This is a genomic window from Pantoea phytobeneficialis (assembly GCF_009728735.1).
Lineage (GTDB): Bacteria > Pseudomonadota > Gammaproteobacteria > Enterobacterales > Enterobacteriaceae > Pantoea > Pantoea phytobeneficialis.
In genome coordinates this window covers 1,829,025-1,852,057 of sequence record NZ_CP024636.1, presented here as the reverse complement: position 1 = coordinate 1,852,057, position 23,033 = coordinate 1,829,025, and the positions used below count along the sequence as shown (strand labels likewise).

20 protein-coding genes are annotated in these 23,033 nt (G+C 55.0%); 2 read left to right on the top strand and 18 right to left on the bottom strand.

All coding sequences use genetic code 11. The annotated features are described in order from the left end of the window. Nucleotides 1–2: 2 nt before the first annotated feature. From astB to CTZ24_RS08595, 4 genes are read right to left on the bottom strand one after another with little or no spacing between them, the layout of a single operon-like run. Nucleotides 3–1,331, bottom strand: coding sequence for an N-succinylarginine dihydrolase (gene astB, locus CTZ24_RS08610; RefSeq protein WP_208725310.1), 1,329 nt, complete (start codon nt 1,329–1,331; stop codon nt 3–5). Continuing rightward, nucleotides 1,328–2,797 carry a succinylglutamate-semialdehyde dehydrogenase gene (gene astD, locus CTZ24_RS08605; protein ID WP_036626960.1) on the bottom strand — a complete coding sequence of 490 codons (1,470 nt, stop codon included), beginning with the start codon at nt 2,795–2,797 and terminating at the stop codon, nt 1,328–1,330. Before astD ends, astB begins: the two co-directional genes overlap by 4 nt. Then, nucleotides 2,794–3,825, bottom strand: coding sequence for an arginine N-succinyltransferase (astA, locus tag CTZ24_RS08600; RefSeq protein WP_208725309.1), 1,032 nt, complete (start codon nt 3,823–3,825; stop codon nt 2,794–2,796). The genes astD and astA overlap by 4 nt, the downstream gene beginning before the upstream one ends. Further along, entirely contained in the window at nt 3,822–5,042 is a 1,221-nt protein-coding gene (locus CTZ24_RS08595) for an aspartate aminotransferase family protein (RefSeq protein ID WP_021185294.1), read from the bottom strand. Before CTZ24_RS08595 ends, astA begins: the two co-directional genes overlap by 4 nt. A gap of 887 nt (nt 5,043–5,929) precedes the next feature. Between CTZ24_RS08595 and CTZ24_RS08590 the strand changes: the two genes are divergently transcribed. Next, complete coding sequence (locus CTZ24_RS08590; protein ID WP_021185295.1) at nt 5,930–7,009, top strand: porin; 1,080 nt, start codon at nt 5,930–5,932, stop codon at nt 7,007–7,009. Between the two features lie 83 nt (nt 7,010–7,092). Here the strand turns inward: CTZ24_RS08590 and CTZ24_RS08585 are convergent, their stop codons facing one another. The 7 genes from CTZ24_RS08585 to CTZ24_RS08555 form a co-directional block, all read right to left on the bottom strand. Continuing rightward, the gene (locus CTZ24_RS08585) at nt 7,093–8,529 is read right to left on the bottom strand and encodes a YchO/YchP family invasin (protein WP_208725308.1); all 1,437 of its coding nucleotides are present in this window, start codon (nt 8,527–8,529) and stop codon (nt 7,093–7,095) included. 208 nt (nt 8,530–8,737) lie between these two features. Further along, on the bottom strand, nt 8,738–9,535 hold the full coding sequence (locus CTZ24_RS08580; RefSeq protein ID WP_208725307.1) for a glucose 1-dehydrogenase: 798 nt from the start codon (nt 9,533–9,535) through the stop codon (nt 8,738–8,740). Nucleotides 9,536–9,546: 11 nt separating this feature from the next. Next, nucleotides 9,547–10,614 (bottom strand): ABC transporter permease, encoded by a 1,068-nt coding sequence (locus CTZ24_RS08575; RefSeq protein ID WP_021185299.1) that lies wholly within the window; start codon nt 10,612–10,614, stop codon nt 9,547–9,549. Nucleotides 10,615–10,631: 17 nt separating this feature from the next. Next, nucleotides 10,632–12,164: a sugar ABC transporter ATP-binding protein gene (locus CTZ24_RS08570; protein WP_208725306.1), complete on the bottom strand. Its 1,533-nt coding sequence runs from the start codon at nt 12,162–12,164 to the stop codon at nt 10,632–10,634. A gap of 10 nt (nt 12,165–12,174) precedes the next feature. Then, nucleotides 12,175–12,786: a DUF2291 family protein gene (locus CTZ24_RS08565; protein ID WP_021185301.1), complete on the bottom strand. Its 612-nt coding sequence runs from the start codon at nt 12,784–12,786 to the stop codon at nt 12,175–12,177. A 44-nt stretch (nt 12,787–12,830) separates the two neighbouring features. Continuing rightward, nucleotides 12,831–13,766: a D-ribose ABC transporter substrate-binding protein gene (locus tag CTZ24_RS08560; protein ID WP_021185302.1), complete on the bottom strand. Its 936-nt coding sequence runs from the start codon at nt 13,764–13,766 to the stop codon at nt 12,831–12,833. A gap of 65 nt (nt 13,767–13,831) precedes the next feature. Next, nucleotides 13,832–14,629 (bottom strand): GolD/DthD family dehydrogenase, encoded by a 798-nt coding sequence (locus tag CTZ24_RS08555; RefSeq protein WP_208725305.1) that lies wholly within the window; start codon nt 14,627–14,629, stop codon nt 13,832–13,834. A gap of 374 nt (nt 14,630–15,003) precedes the next feature. Here CTZ24_RS08555 and CTZ24_RS08550 point away from each other — a divergent pair, with 374 nt between their 5' ends. Then, nucleotides 15,004–15,822 carry a DeoR/GlpR family DNA-binding transcription regulator gene (locus CTZ24_RS08550; RefSeq protein ID WP_013508789.1) on the top strand — a complete coding sequence of 273 codons (819 nt, stop codon included), beginning with the start codon at nt 15,004–15,006 and terminating at the stop codon, nt 15,820–15,822. Between the two features lie 113 nt (nt 15,823–15,935). On the opposite strand, the gene cheZ is transcribed toward CTZ24_RS08550, so the two are convergent. From cheZ to CTZ24_RS08515, 7 genes are all read right to left on the bottom strand, one after another. Further along, a complete protein-coding gene (cheZ, locus tag CTZ24_RS08545) occupies nt 15,936–16,577 on the bottom strand; it encodes a protein phosphatase CheZ (protein WP_021185304.1) in 642 nt (213 codons plus the stop codon). Nucleotides 16,578–16,586: 9 nt separating this feature from the next. Further along, a complete protein-coding gene (cheY, locus tag CTZ24_RS08540; protein WP_013508787.1) occupies nt 16,587–16,976 on the bottom strand; it encodes a chemotaxis response regulator CheY in 390 nt (129 codons plus the stop codon). Nucleotides 16,977–17,015: 39 nt separating this feature from the next. Continuing rightward, nucleotides 17,016–18,065, bottom strand: coding sequence for a protein-glutamate methylesterase/protein-glutamine glutaminase (locus CTZ24_RS08535; RefSeq protein ID WP_021185305.1), 1,050 nt, complete (start codon nt 18,063–18,065; stop codon nt 17,016–17,018). After that, on the bottom strand, nt 18,062–18,937 hold the full coding sequence (cheR, locus tag CTZ24_RS08530; RefSeq protein WP_208725304.1) for a protein-glutamate O-methyltransferase CheR: 876 nt from the start codon (nt 18,935–18,937) through the stop codon (nt 18,062–18,064). The genes CTZ24_RS08535 and cheR overlap by 4 nt, the downstream gene beginning before the upstream one ends. 105 nt (nt 18,938–19,042) lie before the next feature. Beyond that, nucleotides 19,043–20,719 (bottom strand): methyl-accepting chemotaxis protein, encoded by a 1,677-nt coding sequence (locus tag CTZ24_RS08525; protein ID WP_021185307.1) that lies wholly within the window; start codon nt 20,717–20,719, stop codon nt 19,043–19,045. Nucleotides 20,720–20,882: 163 nt separating this feature from the next. Further along, a complete protein-coding gene (locus CTZ24_RS08520) occupies nt 20,883–22,553 on the bottom strand; it encodes a methyl-accepting chemotaxis protein (protein WP_208725303.1) in 1,671 nt (556 codons plus the stop codon). A 203-nt stretch (nt 22,554–22,756) separates the two neighbouring features. Beyond that, a partial coding sequence (locus CTZ24_RS08515) for a transposase (RefSeq protein WP_208725302.1) occupies nt 22,757–23,033 on the bottom strand: 277 nt, incomplete at its 5' end.

Below are 23,033 nucleotides of genomic sequence, written 5' to 3'. Positions count from 1 at the left end.
CGTCAGCGCTGAAATGCGTAGACAGAGCCTAAGTCTAGCAGCTGTGTCAGTTCATCCAGTGCGTAGCGCCCTTCACGTAGCAATTGCGGATCGGCCAAATCCGCCTGGGTTAAGCGATCGCGATAATGGCGGTCGACCCAGTCATTGAGGACGCCAAACAGGCGGTCATTCATCAATACCGCCGGATTCAACGCCTGACGCTCCGCTTCCGTCAGTACCACACGTAACCGTAAACAAGCCGGGCCCCCGCCGTTGTACATACTCTCGCGCAGGTCAAACACCTTCAGTTCACGAATCGGCCCACCGCTCTCCACCAGTTCACTCAGATAACGCCATACGCCGCTATGCTGGCGTGACTCCTCCGGCAACACCAGCAGCATGCCGCCATCGGTCCGTTGCAACAGCTGGCTGTTAAACAGGTAAGTATTGACCGCATCGGCGACCGAAACCTTATTGCGCGGCACTTCAATCGCGCAAAAGCCGGGAATTCGCGTCTGCAAATCTGCCAGCAATTGGGGCTGATTGACAAAGGCGTCCTCATGACAGAAGAACACCTGCTGGTTACTCACCGCGATAACATCGTTATGGAACACGCCCTGATCGATAACCGCCGGGTTCTGTTGGGCATAGACCGTGCGTTCCTGATGCAGCTGATGCAAACGCGCCACCGCCTCACTGGCCTCTCGCGTCTGGCGTGCCGGATAGCGCGCCGGTTCTGTGCCTGATGACTTGCCCTCACGACCATAAACAAACAACTGCACCCCGGCATCACCGTAATCCGCGCCGAAACGGTTATGGTTAGCCGCCCCCTCATCGCCAAACAGCGCCACCTGCGGCAACGCATCATGGACGCTGAAATGCTGCGGATCGCGGAAGATAGCACGCAACAAATCGGCGGTTTCCGGCGCTTCAATGGCGCGATGGAATTTGTTGTTGAGGTTAGCCACGGTAAAATGCACACGCCCATCGGCGCTGTCGGCAGACGGTGAGACGGTGGCAGCGTTCGCTACCCACATCGCCGAAGCGGAACTGGCGGCCGACAGCAGTTGTGGTGCCTGTTTCGCTGCCTGTGCCAGCACCTGTTCATCACTGCCGCTAAAACCCAACTGCCGCAGCAGTGGCAGATTGGGACGTTCGTGTGGCGGAATCACCCCTTGCACATAGCCCATATCGGCCAGTGCTTTCATCTTCAGCAGCCCCTGCTTCGCCGCGAGACGCGGGTTGGAGGGCTGCAACTGGTTGCGTGTCGAGGCTTCGTTGCCGAAGGATAATCCGGCGTAATGGTGCGTCAGCCCCACCAGGCCGTCAAAGTTGGCTTCAAAGGCTTTCATTTCGCCGCCCCCGCCGCAGAGAAATCAAGACCTGGCGACAGCGTGCCCGGCAGATCAAGACTGGGGCTCTCCAGCGAGGCCATCGGCCAGGCACAATAATCCGCCGCATACCAGGCGCTGGCGCGATGGTTACCGGAGGCACCAATGCCACCAAACGGTGCGGAACTGGCCGCGCCGGTCAGCGGTTTATTCCAGTTAACGATACCCGCGCGGGCTTCCAGCAATAACTGATCGAACTGCGCGCGATCAGGTGAAATCAAGCCACAAGAGAGGCCATAGCGCGTCTGATTCGCCAGGCGAATCGCCTGTTCAAAGTTGTCATAGCGCACCACCTGCAACAGCGGGCCGAACACTTCTTCATCCGGTAACGCACGCACCTCTGTCATATCAATGATACCCGGCGTAATGATGGCGCTGTCGCGATCGGGCCAGTGCATCCCCAGCAACACGTTGCCTCCCAAATCCACACGCTTTTGCCAGGCGGCAAAAATCTGCCCGGCAGCGGTTGGGGAGATCACGCTACCCATAAAGGGTTGAGGCTCGGCATTCCAGGCCGCAGGTTGCAAGCGGGCACTGACCTCGACCAGACGCTGTAAAAAGGCATCGCCCGCCGCCCCCCGTTTCACCAGCAAACGACGGGCACAGGTACAGCGCTGCCCGGCAGTAATAAACGCTGACTGGATAGCGATATGCACCGCGCCATCAATATCCGCCGGATTTTCGACGATCAAAGCGTTGTTGCCGCCCATCTCCAGTGCCAGCATTTTTTCCGGCTGCCCGGCAAATTGCCGATGCAGGTGATAACCGGTTGCCGCACTGCCGGTAAACAGCAGGCCATCAATCTGGGTTTCCGCCGCCAGCGCCTGGCCGGTATCGCGACCGCCCTGTACCAGGCCAAGTACCCCGGCGGGGATACCGGCTTTTTGCCACAGTTGCACGGTTTTTTCCGCCGTCATCGGCGTGAGTTCGCTTGGTTTAAACACCACGCAGTTACCCGCCAGCAAGGCAGGTACGATATGGCCGTTCGGTAGATGGCCCGGAAAGTTATACGGACCGAAGACCGCCAGCACGCCGTGTGGCCGGTGACGTAGCGAGCTTTCTCCCTCCGCCGTTTCGCCGGTGCGGGTATGGTATGCCTTTATCGAAATGGCGATTTTGTTGATCATCGCCTGCACTTCAGTCAGCGTTTCCCAACGAGGTTTACCGGTTTCACGAGCGATCGTCTCAGCCAGTTCATTTTTATGCGCGTCCAACTGACGTCCAAAGGCTTCCACCAACGCCTGGCGCTCGGCAAAAGGCTTACGTGCCCAGTGTGGAAATGCGGCGCGCGCCGCTTCACAGGCCGCAGCAACCTGTGAAGCTGACGCGGATTTGCCCTGCCACAGGGTTTCACCGCTGACCGGATTTTGTTTGCTAAAGGCTTCAGCGCCGCCGGTCAGCCATTGACCGTTAATAAAATGCGTCATGCTTTTTTCTCCTCGCGACCCAACGTGACCACACGCAGGTTGTCGCCATAAGCACAGCTCAGCGCATCACGCTGACTGTCGTTGAGGCGCACGCGACCGGAAGCGATATCCACCGGCAGCAGCGCCACGCGAAACTGTTGATAATCGAGGTTAGCCACCAGACACAGCGGCCACTCTTCACTGGCTTCACCGGCCACCGCCGTCAGCAACTGACTTTTACGAATGGCGCGGATGCGGTCAATTTCACACTCCAGCGTCGGACCGCCGTCGAAAATGTCGACATAGTTGAGGTAACGAAACCCTTCGGCTTCCAGCACTGCGCGGGCGGGCGCAGTTTTCGGATGCACCACGCCAATCACTTTTTGCGCTTCTTCACTCAGGTAATGGATATATAACGGATGTTTGGGCATCAGTTCGGCGATAAAGGCTTTCTGACCGGTGCCACTCAGGAAATCAGCCTTGCTGAACTCCATCGAAAAGAAGCGACTGCCAACGCTGTCCCAGAAAGGAGAATGGCCCTGGTCATCGCTGACGCCTCGCATCTCCGCAACCACATGTTTCATAAAGCGATCGCGGAAATTAGCCATAAACAAAAAACGCGATTTGGACAGCAGATAGCCATTCTTACCATCGCGATAGTCGGGATCGAGAAACAGCGTGCACAACTCACTGCTGCCGGTGTGGTCGTTACTCAGCGACAGCGTCGGCAGACTGGCATAGACATTCAGCTCTTTCGATGCATGCACCTGAGTGCCAACACGGAAGTTGTACCAGGGATCCTGCAAACCGACCGCAACTTCGATGGCACAAATGCCCACCGCACGATTGTCTTCGCTGTCAGCCAGCACAAACACATACCCCTGCTCGGCACGCGGCAGCGCCCCCTGCCAGGTCTGCAAGGAACGTTCGATACGCGCCTGCAAGGTCGTGCTATCCGCCGGTAGCGACGTCAGGCCGCCACCGGTTTTGCCCGCCAGCGACAGCAACTGCGCAAGGTCGTCACGTTCGACGGGGCGGATTACCATCATGATGCTGCTCCTTTGAGCACGCGTTCACAGGCACGGGCGAAACGCGCCAAACCTTCTTTGGCTTCCTGTTCGCTGATATTCAACGCCGGGGCAAAGCGCACCACGTTGGCACCGGCAATCAGTACCATCACGCCCTCTTCCGCCGCAGCGAGGTTAAACTGCTTGGCTTTACCAGCAAAATCATCATTCAGCACGGCACCAATCAGCAGACCCAGACCGCGAATCTCTTTAAATAACGGCAGACGCTGATTCAGTTCCTCCAGCGCCGTGACGAACCACTGATGGCGTTCCGCAACCCCGGCCATAAACGCAGGCTGGTTTATCAACTCCACCACTTTGCCACCGACAGCACCAGCCAGCGGGTTACCGCCGTAGGTGGTACCGTGCGTACCGACACCCATTACCAGCGCCAGATCTTCGCGTGTCAGCATGGCACCAATCGGGAAGCCACCTCCCAGCGCTTTCGCGGTGGTGAGGACATCCGGAGTCACGCCGTAATGCATATAGGCATACAGGGAACCGGTACGCCCCATGCCACTTTGCACTTCATCAAAGATCAGTACTGCATGATGCTTATCACACAGTGCGCGCAGACCGCGCAGGAAAGCCGGGTCAGCCGGTACCACACCACCTTCGCCCTGAATCGGTTCAACAATCACCGCGCAAGTGTGGTCATTGATCATGGCTGCCGCAGCTTCCAGATCATTAAAAGGGGCATGCTGGATATCAGGCGGTAACGGGGCAAAATCGCGGGAATACGCAGGCTGTCCCCCGGCGGTGACGGTAAACAGCGTGCGTCCGTGGAAGGCGTTATTAAAGGCGACGATGCCACTTTTCTCCGCGCCAAAGCGATCATGTGCCACTTTGCGTGCCAGCTTGAGTGCCGCCTCGTTGGCTTCGGCACCGGAGTTACAGAAAAACACCCGGTCTGCAAAAGTCGCGTCGATCAATTGCTTCGCCAGGCGCAAAATCGGTTCATTGGTGTAACCGTTACCGGTATGCCACAGTTTGCTGGCCTGTTCCTGCAACGCCTGTTGCAACGCCGGATGCGCATGCCCGAGAGCATTGACAGCAATTCCTCCGGCAAAATCGATGTAATCTTTGCCCTGCTGATCCCAAAGCGTTGAACCTTCGGCACGCACCGGTACAAACGCAGCGGGTGCATAAACCGGCATCATCCATTGATCGAAATCGTGACGTGAAACCTGCAGTGACATAGCCCTTTCTCCTGCTCCACACCAGGTGAAGCCTTTGTTTTAAAATTGTTAAAAACCGGTGACTTTCAGCTTAACTGTATATTGCAGTAACCGTGCCAGCCAGCGGAAAAAATGCATAAACGGGTTTCACCAACGAAATATCAATGAGTTAACACCAGCACCTATTCACTTTAACTGCATAAAAAGTGAATAACCGTCTGATGGCGTCTATATGTCAGAGAATTCTTAAGCGGATTTATGCATTCACAAAATGAAATATTGCTTTTGTGATCGCCGAGGAAATATTTCGCCAGAATGACGCAGTGCAAGCACCAAAATGGTTCAGACTGAACCATAACAGTGCACAAAAGTGCGATAGTGGTGCGTGGAAATAACCACACGGAATGGTCATTTTTAATACAAAAGCCAACAAATAAATAACACCTTTGCGTTTTATTTCGCCACTACTCTTCTCCGTATGAACCTAATAATGTTAGTGACTAAGGTTATTATAATTTTAGAAATAACCAGAAACAGTATGTTTATAGAAAAAGTGATCATACTAATTATTATCAGGCTCAGCGTATTTGTTATTGAACAAAAACACATAGGCTTGTGCTATTTACGAGCATCAAAAAACCTATTAGACACAAATAATCAAAAAACATATAAACAAATAAAATCATTTAGTTATATATTAATTTAATGTTAACAGCGTCATGATTAGAGATAAGTAAAAACAATAAACAATCCCACATAATGGAATTGAAGATTAAATTTCGCACAAAAAGCCAACTAGAAATATTTAGTTACATTTATTGCACTTTCGATCTTTAACCTTTTGTGTCATTTTCATTTCGCCCCATTGCAGGGCAACAATTAAAAAATAACACAGGGTAAAAAATTAAATGATGAAGCGCACTTTACTGGCAGCAGTAATGCCGTTACTGCTGGGACTTTCTACGGCTCAGGCCGCCGAAATCTATAACAAAGATGGCAACAAACTCGACCTGGTCGGCAAAATTAACGTTTCACACCTGTTTTCCGATGACAGCAGCAACGATGGTGAAACGTCCTCTTACACCCGTCTGGGCTTCAAAGGCGAAACCAAAATCACTGACCAGCTGACCGGCTATGGTTTCTGGCAGTACCAGTACAGCCTGAGCCGCTCTGAAGGTGGTTCTGATTCACAAACCGGTAACCGTACCCGTCTGGGCTACGCCGGTCTGAAATACGGTGAGTTCGGTTCACTGGATTACGGCCGCAACTATGGGCTGGTTTACGATGCTCTGGGCTACACCGACATGCTGCCATTCTTCGGCGGTGACTCTGGTTACACTGACGCCTTCCTGTCTGGCCGTTCAACTGGCGTGCTGACCTGGCGTAACAAAGATTTCTTCGGTCTGGTGAAAGGCTGGAATATTGCTGCGCAGTACGAAGGCAAAAACGACCGCACCAGCTACTCCGACATCGCAGTACGTCGTTCTAACGGCGACGGTTTCGCCCTGTCGACCTCGTACGATTTCGACTTCGGTCTGAGCGTGGTGGGTAGTTACGCCAGCCTGGATCGTACTGAAACCCAGAACGCCGCCACCCGTGGTCACGGTGACAAAGCGCAGCACTGGGCTACCGCAATCAAATATGATGCTAACCAGATTTACCTGGCGACCATGTATGGTCAGACCATGAACGCTACGCCGATCTCTGGTGGCTTTGCTAACAAAGCTGTCAACTTCGAAGCCGTTGCGCAGTACCAGTTCCTGAACGGTTTCCGTCCGTCTGTGGCTTATGTCTCTTCCAAAGGTAAAGACATTGAAAGCATCGGTGATGCGGATATCGTGAAGTACACCTCAATTGGTGCCACTTACTACTTCAACAAAAACATGTCCACTTATGCGGAATACCGCATCAACCTGTTGAAGGACAACAACCCGCTGGGTCTGGCGACCGACGACATCACTGTTGTGGGTCTGGTGTACCAGTTCTAAGGGCGTTTACCCTCATTGCACATCCGGCCTGTGTCAACCGGATGCTAAAAGGGCAGCGAAAGCTGCCCTTTTCTTTGCTCTGGCTACGGCTCCAACAGGTCAAACCGGTTATCGCTCGCCGACTCCATTTCAAACGGTTGCTCAACCTGCAAGGTAATCCAGTTTGACGTCACACGCTGTTGCTTGCTGTCTGCTAACGTAACCGCGAGGCGATAGCTGTTGCTGGCACCCGGCGTGCTATCCCATGCAGGCATAATAATGCTCCAGCCCTGGGGATCCTGATTATTGGCAGGTGGCGTCAGGCTCAGCGCCTGAGTATCACCCTGCCAGCTCACTCCCGTAATGGCATTGGCAGCGCGAATTTGCAGTTTCAATGGCAGGCTTTCCCCCGCATTCAATTGCCACGGTGGCGTCGCGAGAAAAACCGTCAACGTTTTGCGCTGGCGATATTCCAACACCGGCGTGTAGTTGCGCGTCACCGTATCATAGCGACTGCCGCGCAGTGAGCGGGCTGCCGCCACGTTATCGGCGCTCAGTTGCTGACTTAATGCCACACCAAAGCGATAGTTGAGGCGCAGTCCGAACTGATCCTGGCTCTCCCCTTCACTGCTGGTTTTGTGGCTGGCGGAAACGGTGACCAGCGGCACCGGGGTGTAGGACAACCCGAAGGTAAGCGCCGATGGATTGTGATAAAGGGTACCGGAATTAAACAGATCAACATCCTGCCCCAGATACTGCTCCCAACTGACGGAAACGCCCAGCTGGCGATAAAATGGCAGATAACCCTGAGTGGTGAAATCATAGCCGCGAGCCATACGCTGTTGCTGCGTGGAGTCGCCATTATGCCAGCCGGATAACGGATAATAGTAATTGGCTGAAAAACGCAGATAATCCGCCCAGGCCTCGGTGCCCAGGGAGCCGCGCTGCAAGCGACTGGTAAACATATGGTCAACAAAGGCGTTGTAACCCAGCAGCCAGTTACCGGCAACCCAACGCTGGCCCAGCCCGGCATTACCCACCAACCCATCATCGGTTTGATGAAATCCCAGTTGGCTGAAGGTAAGGTAGCGATTGCGGTCAGCCCACGGGGTGAGCAATTCAGCCCCACTCCCGGTGAAACTGCCGTTCATATCAACAGCAAAATCGATTTGCGCGTTGCCATAGGGGGAAAGTAACGACTCCCCTTCGCTCGACACCCGCTGTGCCACCTCTTCACGAAAATGATTAAACGCCCAGATCCCGGCCTGATGACCAAAGGTCGTGTCGCTGCTACTTTCACTGGCTTCACCAATGCTTTTGGCCATATCGGCCAGCCTTTGGGAGAAATTGCTGCTGTCGCTTTGGTAACCCAGCGCGGGGAGTGCCGCGGCCATTTTTTGAAAACGCGTTGCATCGCTGAATGGCGTGTCAGAGATCGCAGCCTCGCGGGTGAACGCCTGAACGGCAGGCATCACGGAGAGCAGTGCTATCGCACCGAGGACGAAACGTTGGGATAAGGACAATAAAACAGCAGGTAGCATGGGCAAAATCAGGGTTCAGTTCAGGTAAAAATCAGAGGTCCATCACAAAGTCACTTCTTTTTACCTTAACATATTCCTGCGTTTTCGCAGCCTCATGCAGTCTGATTACGGCTATGGGTGGATACTGCCGGTGAATTTTGGTGTTGCTGGATTCGTAGCGGCGCGATTTATCGCGCAGGCTGCCATTGCTGGCAACCTGCACGTACGTTTAAGAAAAAATCAAACCGCCATCGACGTTAATGGTTTGCCCGGTGATGTAGCGCGCATCATCAGACGCGAGAAAGGCCACCAGCCCGGCGACATCCTCCGGTTGCCCGGCACGCTTCAGCGGAATATTCTCCACCCATTCGGCCATCAACTCGCCTTTACCGTATTGTTTCCTTTCATTGCTGAGGATTTCGCCCCACACCCGGTCGTTGTAATCCCACATCTCGCTTTCAATGATGCCCGGACAAAAAGCGTTAACGGTGATGTGCCAGGGTGCCAGTTCCAGCGCCAGACTTTGCGTGATACCTATCACCCCCATCTTGCTGGCGGCATAATGCGGGGTGTAGATAAACCCCTGTCGCCCCTGGCCGGATGAGGTGTTGATCAAACTACCGCCCCCCTGCTTCACCATATATTTCGCGGCCTCGCGACAGCACAACCAAACGCCGGTCGTATTCACCGCCAAAATCTTTTCGAAATCACTTTTAGGCATGGTGTCAAAGCGATCAATGGTGATGACACCCGCATTCTGAATGGATACATCAATACTGCCAAAGCGTTCTGCCGCCTGCTGATAAAGCTGTTGTACCTGCGCCTCGTCAGTGACGTCCACCTGAAGTGCCAGGATCTCGCTACCGTACTGCTGCGTTAACTGCTTCGCCGTGGCAAACACCCGTTCTGCATTCGACACCATGACCAGCCGCGCACCGTCGCGCGCAAATCGCGCGGCAATGCCCGCACCAATGCCACGACAGGCACCGGTAATCACCACTGTCTTTCCACTAAAATCGCGCGTCATATTGCCTCCTGTTATCCGTGTGTGACTTCAGACAGGGCGGCTGATTGCTGCTTTTTTTCATGCCTGCGCAGCAGCACCACCTTGCTTTGTAATTTTTGCTGGAACTGATCAATCACCACCGCCGTGACAATCACCAGGCCTTTGATCACCATTTGCCAGAAATCACTGACCCCCATCATCACCATGCCATCGGCCAGAAATACGATGACAAATGCCCCGATAATCGAGCCAGATACCCGGCCACGCCCCCCCGCCAGCGCCGTTCCCCCCAACACCGTGGCACCAATCGCATCCATCTCAAACATATTGCCGGTCATCGGATGTGCGGTTTGCAGCTGTGAAGCCACCACCAATCCCACCAGCGCCGCACACAGGCCGGAGAAAGCGTAAACAAACACCTTTACTTTAATGATCGGCACACCCGCCAGGCGTGCAGCGGATTCGTTGCCGCCAGTGGCATAGATATAGCGCCCAAGGGGGGTCTTGCGAGTCAGATAGAGGCCAAGCAGCAGAAAGCCCACCATCAGCCAGATAGGGATGTAAATACCCAACACCGTGCCGGAACCGAGCAACGCAAAACCGGTATTACCTAACGCGGGCATCCCCACCAGATTGGCGTAAGTGCTGCCGTCGTTGAACAACAACGCCGATCCGCGTGCGACATACATCATGCCGAGGGTGCAGATAAAGGGAGCCACACCCAGACGCGTCACGACCGTGCCATTTATCAATCCCAGCAGCACGCCAAACAGCGCCACCACCAGAATCACCTCCGGTACGTTGAAGAACATCACGTTGCCGCCCCACAATGGCAGGCCATTAGTGAGTAACGCCCCGGCCACCATGCCACAAATCCCGGCGACCGCCCCCACCGACAGATCGATACCCCCCGTCAGGATCACCAGCGTCATGCCGATGGCCAATAAACCGGTAATCGCCACATGTTGGGTCATGATCAGCAGGTTGGAGGTGGTCAGAAAGTTCGGCACCATCAGGCTGAAAAAGCTGATGACAATTAATAAGGCAATAAAGGTACGCGCCTTCAGCAGATACATATAAAGCAAATATTTCTGATTCATGATTTTCTCCGGAAGGCTCAGTCATGCGGTGTCGAAGCGCTGATCAGGGCTTCCCTGGTCGCTTCACGTCGTGGCAGATCGGCGGTGATGCGGCCATCGGCCATCACCAGAATGCGGTCTGCCAGCGCCATCACCTCATCCAGTTCGGAAGAGGAGAACATCACCGCCAGCCCTTGCTGCGCCAGGTTGCCAATCAGGTGGTACACATCGGTTTTTGCCCCAACATCAATGCCGCGTGTCGGTTCATCCAACAGCACCACCTGGGGACCGGTCATCAATGCTTTGCCCAGTACCACTTTCTGCTGGTTACCGCCGCTGAGTGAGGTAATTGGCAGTTCGGGGTCGCTGACTTTAATCGCCAGATGGCCGATCATTTCATCCACCCGCCGCTGCTCCTTTTGCGGGCTGAGCAGACGCAGCGCACGACGAAAACCGCGCAGGCTGAGTTCCGTCAGCGTCATGTTGGCGGTGATCGACATCAGTTGCACCACACCTTCGGTCTGGCGATCTTCCGGCACCAGGGTGATGCCTTTTTTCAGCCGCTGCTGGAAATTTTGCCGGTCGAGGATTTCCCCGTTCAGGCTGACGCTACCCGACTGGCAATGCATCATGCCAATCAGCCCCTTAAACAATTCGGTGCGCCCGGCGCCCAGCAGACCGTAGATACCGATCACCTCACCTTTACGTAGCGAAAATGAGACGTCGTTCAGCTTGTAGCCACCGTTCTGATGCAGCGCCGTCAAACCGCTAACATTCAGTACCGTGTCGCCCTGGGGGGCTGGCTGGTAATCAAAATGCTTTTTCTTATCACCCACCATCTGCTCGATGATCCACGGGATTGACGCATCACGAACTTCACGCTCGCTGATAAAACGCCCATCACGAAAAATGGTGATATGGTCGCCAATCTCCATCAGCTCCTCCAGCCGATGTGAGATATAGATGATGGTCACACCGCGTCGCTTCAGCTGTTCAATCACGTTGAACAGCACCTTCACTTCCGACTGACTGAGCGCGCTGGTCGGCTCATCCATAATCAGCACCCGCGTATCTTTCGACAGTGCACGGGCAATCTCCACCAACTGCTGATGCCCAATGCCCAGTTCCCCCAATGGGGCATAGGGATCGACATCCAGCTCCAGCCGCTCCAGCAGCGATTTCGCCAGCGCGTACTGATATTTTTCGTTGATCACCCCACGCTGGAGAAACTCGTTGGCGATAAAGATGTTGTCCATCACATTCATATTCGGGAACAGGTTCAGCTCCTGAAAGATAATGCTGATGCCGTGTTGTTCGGCCTGATGGGTGGAGTGCAGCGAAACCGGTTGACCATCCAGCAAGATTTCGCCAGAGGAGGGTGTTTCCACCCCCGCCAGCATTTTCATCATGGTGGATTTACCCGCCCCGTTTTCGCCAATTAACACGTTCACCTTATTGCGATAAACGCGATAATTGACCTGGTCCAGGGCGGTGACGCCTGGATAAATGCGCGAAACATTACGGGTTTCGATAATCACATCCGACTGTTCGGCGGGCTGAAGATTTTGCATCGCCATCTCCTTATTGCCGGGTGATTTGCGCCGGGGTGATATCCGGGGCCTGTTGCGGAATATCCCAGCTGCTGAACACGCCAGCCAGCGCCACTTTATCGCCCACCTGCGGTTTAAACCCCTGCATCATGTTCGAGGCCTGCTGGTTGATGGCCCGTCCATAGTCACCAAACAGCACCTGATCATTGAAATCCTGATAGCTGGCGCCTTTATACACATCACGCAAGGCGGTGCCGCGAATAATCGGCCCCATCTGCACCGTGACCTCTTCACCGGAACTGTCTTTCACCGTCATTTTTCCACTGCGCGAGGTGGTGTTCACCGCCGTCACCTCCCCCTGTACGCTGACGCTGAATACACAGGGGTTCTCTTCCTGGCTGCGATAACCATAAGTTTTACAGGCAGCGTCAAAATCCTTCGCCGACTGCAATTCTTTCATCAATTGCGCAAGGGGCTTAGCCTCATGCGCCACCTGTGGCACCAGCTTCTGCTGCCACGTTTGTGGGATATTCGCCATCTGCGGATTGGGGGGATTTTTCAGGTCGGCCAGCTCCTGCTGCGACACAATGCGGCAACCGCTGAGGATCACGACAGGAAGCAGTAGCCAGAGTCGTCTGTACATCACATTCTCCCTGGCGCCCGGCACGCGGGCGCACCTGTACGTAATTAAGATTTGTAATTAAAATCCTGCACGTTTTTCGCATTGTCCGGCGTGATCAGAATGCCGCGGAACATCACACGTTGTTTCTCGGGTTTCGCGCCCTTCTGGATATAGTTATCAAGATCCGTCACCCCTTCTGCCGCAATCGCCTGTGCCTGTAACATCACGGTGGCTTTTAATGAACCCGCTTCCACCGCATCGCGCTCATCGTTGCTGCCGTCAATGCCCACCACGATGACATCGTTACGCCCTGCCGCTTTCAGCGCAGCGATGGCCCCCAGCGCTACCGGACCGTTGCCACAAATCACCCCTTTCACATCCGGGTGCGCCTGCAAGATGCTGTCCATAATGCGTTTGCCGTCAATCAGGGTGCCTTTGGCATCCTGGCGTGCCACGCTTTGCATATCCGGGTATTGGTCAAGCACCTGATGGAAGGATTTAGAGCGGGTAACGCAGTTGTTATCTGCGAGATTACAGGTCAGTTCAGCGTATTTGCCTTTTTCACCCATCTTCTCGACAAACACGTTGGCAACATCAGAACCGGCCTGGAAGTTATTGTGGGTAATCTGCACCAACGCCACATCATCCACTGGAATTTCACGGTTAATCAGCACCACCGGAATACCGGCATCTTTGGCCTTTTTAATCGCGGCCACGCTGGCGGTGGAGTCGGCGTTATCCAACACGATACCCTGCACTTTTTTACCGATAGCGGCATCGATCAGTTCACTCTGCTTTTTCACATCTTCACCATGCGATAGCACGGTGGTTTTGTAACCAAGCGCCTGCGCCTTAAGGTTGGCCCCTTTGGCTTCAGATGCGTAATAAGGGTTATCCAGTGAATTCACCAAAATCATGATGGTGCCTTTATCCGCCGCGAGGCTGGCATGCGAAACCAGGCAACCGGCAAGAGCAGTAAACAGCAGGGTACGGGTTTTCATGGTGATGTCTCTCTTTGTAATTATTACATTTGCAGGGTGTCGCCTTCTCTGGTGCAGGCGCGGAATTACCAAATGGTGAAACCACCGTCGATCATCAGATCGGCACCGGTGATCATGTCGCTGCCGTTGCTGGCAAAAAACAGCACGGCCGCAGCGATTTCGTCGGTGTAGGCAAAACGCCCCAGCGGGATCAGGGTTTTCATTTTTTCCCCTTTCTCACCACGCCAGGCTTTTTCCCCCATTGGCGTCAGCACCACCGTCGGTGACAGGGTGTTGACGTTGATGCGATGCGGGGCGAACTCTTTCGCCATCACTTTGGTCATTCCCAGCAGACCGGCTTTGGCTGAGGTGTAGGCCACATGGTTATCAATGGCGATGGACGCCGCTTGTGAGGCGATATTAATAATTTTGCCGCCCTTACCCGCACGCACCATGCGTTTGCCCGCCGCCTGTGAACAAAGGAAAGGCCCGGTGAGGTTGACGGCGATCTGCTTCTGCCATTCGGCAAAATCGGTTTCCAGTACCGGCTGCAACATGACGTAGCCCGCGCAGTTCACCAGGATATCGAGTTGGCCGTAATGCTGCTCCACGGTCGCGAACGCCTCTTCCACCGAGGCAGGATCGGTAACATCACAGCAGACCAACAACACGCGACCGGCATCAAACTGGCTGCTGACGCTGGCAACTTTGTCACTTTCGAAGGGCGGGTAAAGTAGCGCCAGCCGGGCTCCTTTCTCCAGCAGCATGGCATTCGTTGCCATCGCGATACCGCCGAGACCGCCCGTCACCACCGCCACTTTGCCGGTCAGATCAAGATCGGTGTTCACGCCGTAGCGCAGATTGACATCATATTCCCCACTCATCCTCACTCTCCTTGGTTGTTTGTCGATGGCTCTGGTTATGGTTGGTCGGGTTGTGACTTACGCCACTCATTTTCGAACAAAAATATAAGCTATCGTTTGTTAACGGTTTGTGGGTGAGATCAAATTTCATACAAATTGCTGGAATATTTATTATCTTACTGAATTAAATAATAATTATTTATTATGCAAAAAACAGGCATGGATAAAGACGCTATCGCCTTTCTGCGAAATCAATCTCATAACTCAACTTCATTTTCGTTCGAAAATACATATGTGCGCGAGCCATCTCGCAAATCCCACACGCGCAGAGTAAAATCAGCTCGGGTTTCTTTTTGCAGAGATCAGACCGTGATTGGAAAAAGGGAGCGTTTCGATTGAAAAGCAAAACTGAGCAGCTGGCCGATATGCAACAGCGCCGTGATAAGATCCTGGAGATGATCCGTGAAGACGGCACGGTCACCGTAAAAGCGCTGACAGAAACCTTTGGCTTAACCGAAGCGACCATCCGGACCGATCTGCGTATGTTGCAGAAGGCCGGGCATGTGCAACGCTACCACGGCGGTGCCACGCTCATGACTGGCAAGCAGAATACCGGCGCACTGCTGCTGGAGCGTCAGACGCATCTGGAAGAGAAAGAGGCGATTGGCCGTCTCGCGGCACATTATGTGGAAAACGGCGATACGGTGATTTTCGATTCCGGCACCACCACTACGGCGATTGCTGAGGCGATCGGGCATATCCGTCGTCTGTCGGTGATTACCACGGCGGTGAATATCGCACTGAAGTTGGGCGGAGAGCCGGGTATCAATATCTTACTGACCGGCGGCACCTTTAAATTTCCGACGTTATCAACATCGGGAGAGAAGGCCGCTTCGTTTTTTGAGAATGTCCTGGCAGAAAAGTTGTTTCTTGCCACCGCCTGTATCTCACCCCGCCTGGGCTTGAGTTTTCCCAGTGAGACGGACATCAAGGTGAAGATGGCGATGATTAACTCAGCCAGCACCGTTTATGTCGTGGCGGATTCAAGTAAGATCGACAAGGTATCGATGTTCGCCCTGCCCTGTGACTGGAGCCATATTCACTATCTGATAACAGATAGCGGCATTACCCCCGCACAGATTGCCGCGTTTGAAGCATTGGGGGTACAGGTGTTGGTTGCCCCACTGGCCGTGGCACAACGCCGGGCAATGTGATCGTAGCGGCGCGATTTATCGCGCGGGTACCGGTAAACGCGCCAAAACATTTGCGCGATAAATCGCGCCGCTACGCATAGCAGAAAGGTCGCTGTCGAAAGCGACCCGGTTAATTAAAACCCTAAACTATCCAGCAGATCGTCCACCTGATCCTGGTTTGCTACCACACCCGGCGCGTCCGAATGGATTTGCGGACCATTCAGCAGGCTGGTGCTTTGCTTACGCTGCTCGGCACTCACTTCTGGCATGTTTTCCAGCAGCACCATCAACAGTTGGCGCTCAATTTCCTGGATCACATCCATCATGCGCTTGATCACCTGACCGGTCAGATCCTGGAAGTCCTGCGCCATCATGATTTCCAGCAGCTGCTTATTGGTAAACGCAGTGTGCTCGGGTACGGCGGAGAGGAATTCGCGCGTATCCGTAACCAACTCGCGAGCATCCGCCAGCTCAATTGGGTTTTCAAACCAGGCATCCCAGCGACCTTTCAGCTGGTTGGCCCCGGCTTCCATTTTGTCCTGGTGCGGCTGCGCCGCTTCAACGCAGTTCAACGCACGGTCAGCGGCCTGCGCTGTCATCTGCACCACATAATCCAGACGGTCACGCGCATCAGGAATCGCTTCCGCCGCTTCTGCAATCGCCTGATCCAGCCCCAGCTCGCGCAGGCTGTCACGCAGCATGCGCGTCAGCGAACCAATGCGGGAAATGATATCCTGTGCCGAGACTTCTTCTGTTGGTTTCGGAAGGTCGCTCATCACATCTCCTTACATACCCAGTTTTTCGAAGATCTTGCCCAATTTTTCTTCCAGTGTGGCCGCAGTAAACGGCTTCACCACATATCCGCTGGCCCCGGCCTGCGCCGCCGCGATGATGTTCTCTTTCTTCGCTTCCGCGGTGACCATCAATACCGGCAGTTTGCCCAGCGTGGCGTCGGCACGGATGGTTTGCAGCAGTTCCAGACCGTCCATGTTGGGCATGTTCCAGTCGGAAATCACAAAGTCAAAGCCGCCTGCGCGCAGTTTCGTCAGTGCATCAGCACCGTCTTCTGCCTCTTCAACGTTATTGAATCCCAGCTCTTTTAACAGGTTGCGAACGATACGACGCATCGTATTGAAATCGTCCACCACCAAAAAGCGCATATTTTTATCAGCCATATCTACTCCTGTGTTGTCTCGCCCGGCAGGACGGGCCTGTTAAATTCGCAATGCCTGTCCGGCGCTAATTTTCGCCAGCATGTGCTGGCTGATGTGGCCCAAATCGACCACTTCGCTGGCACCGCCGAGTGCAATCGCCTCGCGCGGCATGCCAAATACCACGCAACTGGCTTCATCCTGCGCGATGGTCCAGGCACCCGCGCGATGCATTTCCAGCATCCCGGCCGCGCCGTCGTTCCCCATCCCGGTCAGAATCACGCCCACTGCATTTCGTCCGGCGTTGACCGCCACCGATCGGAACAGCACGTCCACTGACGGCTTATGACGATTGACAGGCGGTGCGTCGTTAATCTTCACCACGTAGTTGGCGCCGCTACGTGCCAGCTCCATATGCATCGCACCCGGCGCGATATAGGCATGGCCGGGCAGAATACGTTCGCCGTCTTCCGCCTCTTTCACGGTGATCTGGCACAGCTTATTCAACCGCTCAGCAAACGATCGGGTGAATCCCGGTGGCATATGCTGGGTAATCAGCAGCGCCGGGCTGGTCGCGGGCAGCGGCTGGAGCACATGGCGAATCGCCTCGGTGCCGCCGGTTGAGGAACCAATGGCAATCAGCTTTTCACTGCTCAGTAACGGCACCGCTTTCAACGTGGCTGGTACCGCCGTGGCGGTACGAACGTGCAATTTAGCCCGTGCCGCGGCGCGGATTTTGTCGGCGATCATTTGGCTATAAGCCAACATGCCTTCACGGATACCGAGTTGCGGCTTGGTGACAAAGTCCACCGCCCCTAATTCGAGCGCCCGCAGGGTGATCTCGGAACCTTTCCCGGTGAGGGATGACACCATCACCACCGGCATCGGACGCAGACGCATGAGCTTTTCGAGAAAATCGAGGCCGTCCATGCGCGGCATTTCCACATCCAGCGTCAGCACTTGCGGGTTGTACTGCTTGATTAGGTCACGCGCCACCAGCGGGTCCGGTGCAGTCGCAACCATCTCCATATCAGGATGGCTGTTGATGATTTCGGTCATCAACTGCCGCATCAGCGCAGAGTCATCCACGCACATCACGGTGATTTTGCTCATCGTCTTTCCTTGGTCAGTCCATAGACTGTCTGTCCACGCAGCCAGAACTCTTTACTGATCTGGCTGAAGTTCTCTGAATGCCCGGCAAACAGCACGCCGCCTGGCTTCAGCAGGGGAACAAAACGGCGCAGGATTTGCTCCTGCGTCTCTTTATCGAAATAGATCATCACGTTGCGACAAAAGATCGCGTCGAAGGGGCCAGGCAGCGACCAGTCATTCGCCAGCAAATTGAGCTGGGCATAGCTGACCTGGCTCGACAGTTCCGAACGCACCCGCACCATCCCTTCATGCGGGCCTGTGCCACGCAGGAAAAAGCGCTGCAACTGCGATTGCGACAGCGTGCGCAACTCTTCCTGGCGATAAACGCCTGCAACCGCTTTTTCCAGCACCTGTGTATCGATATCGCTGGCATGGACCTGAAACTTCCCCGGCCCGCTACCCAGCGTTTCTGCCAGCGTCATGGCGATCGAATAAGGTTCTTCGCCGGTGGACGCCGCAGCACACCACACGTTGTAGCTACCACTGCGCTTCCGCGCATGATCGGCCAGGATAGGAAAATGGTGCGCCTCACGGAAAAAAGACGTCAGGTTGGTGGTCAGGGCATTAATAAATGCCTGCCACTCGGCGCTGTTAGGATCCTGCTCCAGCAGCGCCAGATAACGGCCAAAATCATCAATGTTCAGCATCCGCAGGCGACGTACCAGACGGTTGTAAACCATCTCGCGTTTATGGTCGGCCAGCACGATGCCTGCTCGCTGATAGATCAGCTGACTGATACGACGAAAGTGCGCATCAGAAAGCGGCAGGCGCTGCACCATCTGCGTAAGCAGCGAGGTCGCTTCATTTTGATCCATTAACGTCGATTTCTTCATCTCAGGTCACCCGGCAACAAACTGATTAAATTGTGATTACTGCGGTTGCTACTGTGCTGCCAGTGCGCACCCAGGTACAGGGGCCGTGTTGCCACGGCCACAGGTTTAAAAGGTTTCCCAGTTATCGTCAGCGCGGGCGCCTGCCGGTTGTGCCAGTGCTTTAGAGGCAGCCGGACGCAATAATTTTGGCGCTGTAGTTACGTTAACGGCCTGGGCGACAAATTCTTTACCGATATTGAACACCGCCACCGATTGTTTCAGTCGGCTGGCCTGATCTTCCAGTGCCGCCGCCGCAGTCGCTGACTCTTCCACCAGCGCGGCGTTTTGTTGCGTAACGCGATCCATCTCGTTAACCGCCAGACCCACCTGGTCGATACCCCGGCTCTGTTCGTCCGACGCAGAGGCAATCTCACCCATGATGTCGGTCACGCGCGTGACCGCATTGACGATGTTGGTCATGGTCTCACCCGCGCTTTCCACCAGCACCGAGCCGGTATCAACACGGCTGACCGAGTCCTCGATCAAACCTTTGATCTCTTTCGCCGCCTGGGCGCTGCGCTGTGCCAGACTGCGCACCTCACCGGCGACCACCGCAAAACCACGTCCCTGCTCCCCGGCACGGGCGGCTTCCACCGCCGCGTTCAACGCGAGAATGTTGGTCTGGAAGGCGATGCCATCAATCACGCTGGTGATATCCGCAATCTTCTTCGAGCTACCGGCAATCTCTTTCATGGTGGTGACCACGCCATCCACCACTTTGCCGCCCTGCTGGGCAGTTTCTGACGCAGTTAGCGCCAGCTGTGAGGCCTGACGGGCATTTTCGGCGTTCTGTTTGACGGTGGCAGTCAGCTGCTCCATGCTGGCGGCAGTCTGCTCCAGTGATGCCGCCTGCTGCTCGGTACGTGAGGAGAGATCGTTGTTGCCCATCGCGATTTCGCTGGCACCGGTATAAATGGCGTCAGATCCATCACGCACGGTACGGACGGTGCGGGCCAGTTCCTGCTGCATATGTTGCAGAGAACTCAGCAGCTCACCCATTTCGTTGCGCACATTAACCTCAACCTGCTGCGTCAGATCGCCGCGCGCAATATGGCGGATATGTTCGATGCTCTGCGTCAGCGGGCGGATCAACGCAGTACGCATCCCGCTCCACACCAGGGCGATCAACACCAGCGTCACCACCAGCATGGCGACAATCAGCCAGACTGACTTGTGATAGGCAGCCAGGTTGTCATCAATGCCGCGCAGGGCGAGAATTTTGTTGTAACTCAGCCAGGCGTTGTAATCCTTAGCAAATTTGTCCTGGAACCCTTGAGTGGGCTGGTCGACAAATCCTTTGAAGTTACCGGTATTGAGAAAATCGATCAGTTCCTGCAACGCGCCGTGATAAGCGTTGTAATTCGCCTGAAGCGTCAGCACGTTTTCTGCCGTTTTACCCTTTTCAGACAGGTTGGCGTTAAATTCAGCAAACCCTTGATCGGCCACTTTCAGTTCCTCACTGGCCAATGCCACCAATTCTTTCACGGTAGCACCCGAACCAGCCTGCTGAGTGTCCAGCAGATAACGGATTCCGGCACGGTTCAGCGTGTTGCGCGCCTGAACCAACGAAACCCATGAGGTGCCCATCGCCCGCTGCAAGGTACTGAGGCGCTGGTTGTAGGCAAAATTATCCTTATCGGCTTTCACCGTTTGAAAAAACATCCCTCCGGAAAACAGCTGTAGTAAGGCAAACAGCGCCAGCACACACAGCAGGCCGGAAACGACACGAACACGACTAAACATAAACACCTCATTGGTTGGCGGATCGCTTCTGTTATCGGCGTCCAGGGGGTGATCTTTATGTTGGATAGAAGGGGTTGGACCAGCTGAGTCTGTCCACTGGCACTTATCGTAGCGGCACGATTTATCGCGCCGCTCCGTATATGCCTGTCAGTCAGTGCGGGGGTTAGAAGGTTTCCCAGTTGCTGTCGCTGACTGGCGCGGTCACCGCTTTACGCGGTGTATCCAGCAGCTTCGGCGCAATCTGCGGGTGACGCGTCACGGCGGCAACGGCCTGCGCACGCGGGATTTTAAACACCGACACCGACTGGCTTAAGCGACTCGCCTGCTCCTCCAGCGACGCTGCCGCCGCCGCCGACTCCTCCACCAGCGAGGCGTTCTGCTGCGTTACGCGGTCCATCTCGGTCACCGCCTGGCCGACCTGGTCGATACCCCGGCTCTGCTCGTCNGACGCCGANGCAATCTCGCCCATGATGTCCGTCACGCGCGTCACCGCATTGACGATATCGCTCATGGTTTCCCCGGCGGTGCCGACCAGCGTGGAACCGGTATTNACGCGATTGACCGAGTCCTCAATCAGTCCCTTGATCTCCTTCGCCGCCTGGGCGCTACGCTGGGCCAGACTGCGCACTTCACCGGCCACCACGGCAAAACCACGACCCTGTTCTCCGGCACGCGCGGCTTCCACCGCCGCATTCAGGGCCAGGATGTTGGTCTGGAAGGCGATACCGTCAATCACGCTGATAATATCGGCGATCTTCTTCGAACTGCCGGCGATATCCTGCATGGTGCGTACCACGCCATCCACCACCGTGCCGCCTTTCTGCGCGGTTTCTGAGGCGCTGAGTGCCAGCTGCGAAGCCTGACGCGCATTCTCGGCATTCTGTTTCACCGTGGCGGTCAGCTGCTCCATGCTGGCGGCGGTCTGCTCCAGCGAGGCCGCCTGTTCTTCAGTGCGCGCCGACAGATCGTTGTTGCCAGCAGAAATCTCGCTGGCACCGGTAAAGATGGCGTCGGAACCGTCGCGCACGTTGCTGACGGTGCGCACCAGCTCCTGCTGCATCTCCAGTAGTCCTTCCGCCAGTTGGCTCATCTCGTTGCGACCTTCCACCTTAATCGGCTGGGTCAAATCACCCGCCGCAATATGGCGAATGTGCGTCAGCAGCTGTTGTAACGGCTGAATCAACACGCTACGCAGGCCAAACCAACAGCCGATGATGACCGCGAGCACCACCACCACCATGCTGCCAAGCAACCACATCATGGTGTTGAAGGCGCGTTCATTCTGCGCAACACCTGCCGCCGCCAGCTCACTCTGTTTAGTACGCCAGGCTTCATAGGTCCCCTTCATCACCACCTGTTTGGCCTCGATGTTCTGCGCAAACATGCCTTGCAGGTCATCGGCCTTCAGGCGCTCCAGCATCGCTTTCAGACCGTTGTCATAGGCAGCATAATCCGCCTCCAGTCGGTCACGCAGCTCAACCGGAAACCCCGGTGTGGCTGGCAAATTGTAATAACGCTGGAAATAGCCATCGGCTGCCTTGAGCTGCTTTTCCGTCTGTGCAATCAGTGCCGCCAACTGGCCGCCATTGGTTTGTGCCGCCATGCTGCCTTGCATACGTAACATCGCGCGGTTCAGCACCGTACGGGTTTGGTTGAGTTCAATCCACGCATCGCTCATCGCCGCAACATTGTTGGTAGACACCTGTGCGACCGCAAATGCCTCCTTATCTTTTTGTAAGGCTGACCAGAACAGGCCGCCCGAAATTAACTGCAAAGCACCAAAGACCAACAAGACGGTGATCAGGCTGGTCACTACATTGATTCGTTTTAACATGGGTTCTCCAAAAAAGTGTTTCGGCTCCCCCTGTTATCGACCACGCCTCTGAGTTTCTGAGGGCGTTTAAGCGTCTTTACAAACTAAAACTCTGCCATTTATGTTGATTACAGAGTTTTATAACCAAAAAAATTGACAGTAAAAAAAATGCGCCTTTTCAGGCGCATTTTTTAGTTCACTGTCCGTAGCTACCGTCTTGAACGTCAAGCGGTAGCTGCGTAATTTTCATCCCACTTCATCCGCGTTTTCAGCACCCCGAAGCACTGATGAACCAGCTTGCGCATCACCGCTCCAGGCGCGGCCTTGCTGGCTTTGCCCTTCGCGATTAGCCTCTGGTACAGCGCCTTCGCCGGGGCATTCCACCTGATCGCTACGATCGCCGCCATATACAGTTTCGCCCTTACGTCTGCCGGGCCTGTTTTTGACATCCGCGCACGCCCCCTGACTGAGCTCCCGGACGTTTTTTCCACCGGTACCACA

Coding starts and splice junctions, on each gene's coding strand:
- CTZ24_RS08575 (WP_021185299.1), bottom strand. CDS start 10,614: ATGAATCAGAAATATTTGCTTTATATGTATCTGCTGAAGGCGCGTACC.
- CTZ24_RS08555 (WP_208725305.1), bottom strand. CDS start 14,629: ATGAGTGGGGAATATGATGTCAATCTGCGCTACGGCGTGAACACCGAT.
- astD (WP_036626960.1), bottom strand. CDS start 2,797: ATGACGCATTTTATTAACGGTCAATGGCTGACCGGCGGCGCTGAAGCC.
- CTZ24_RS08560 (WP_021185302.1), bottom strand. CDS start 13,766: ATGAAAACCCGTACCCTGCTGTTTACTGCTCTTGCCGGTTGCCTGGTT.
- CTZ24_RS08585 (WP_208725308.1), bottom strand. CDS start 8,529: ATGCTACCTGCTGTTTTATTGTCCTTATCCCAACGTTTCGTCCTCGGT.
- astA (WP_208725309.1), bottom strand. CDS start 3,825: ATGATGGTAATCCGCCCCGTCGAACGTGACGACCTTGCGCAGTTGCTG.
- CTZ24_RS08590 (WP_021185295.1), top strand. CDS start 5,930: ATGATGAAGCGCACTTTACTGGCAGCAGTAATGCCGTTACTGCTGGGA.
- cheZ (WP_021185304.1), bottom strand. CDS start 16,577: ATGAGCGACCTTCCGAAACCAACAGAAGAAGTCTCGGCACAGGATATC.
- CTZ24_RS08580 (WP_208725307.1), bottom strand. CDS start 9,535: ATGACGCGCGATTTTAGTGGAAAGACAGTGGTGATTACCGGTGCCTGT.
- CTZ24_RS08525 (WP_021185307.1), bottom strand. CDS start 20,719: ATGTTTAGTCGTGTTCGTGTCGTTTCCGGCCTGCTGTGTGTGCTGGCG.
- astB (WP_208725310.1), bottom strand. CDS start 1,331: ATGAAAGCCTTTGAAGCCAACTTTGACGGCCTGGTGGGGCTGACGCAC.
- CTZ24_RS08570 (WP_208725306.1), bottom strand. CDS start 12,164: ATGCAAAATCTTCAGCCCGCCGAACAGTCGGATGTGATTATCGAAACC.
- cheY (WP_013508787.1), bottom strand. CDS start 16,976: ATGGCTGATAAAAATATGCGCTTTTTGGTGGTGGACGATTTCAATACG.
- CTZ24_RS08535 (WP_021185305.1), bottom strand. CDS start 18,065: ATGAGCAAAATCACCGTGATGTGCGTGGATGACTCTGCGCTGATGCGG.
- cheR (WP_208725304.1), bottom strand. CDS start 18,937: ATGAAGAAATCGACGTTAATGGATCAAAATGAAGCGACCTCGCTGCTT.
- CTZ24_RS08565 (WP_021185301.1), bottom strand. CDS start 12,786: ATGTACAGACGACTCTGGCTACTGCTTCCTGTCGTGATCCTCAGCGGT.
- CTZ24_RS08595 (WP_021185294.1), bottom strand. CDS start 5,042: ATGTCACTGCAGGTTTCACGTCACGATTTCGATCAATGGATGATGCCG.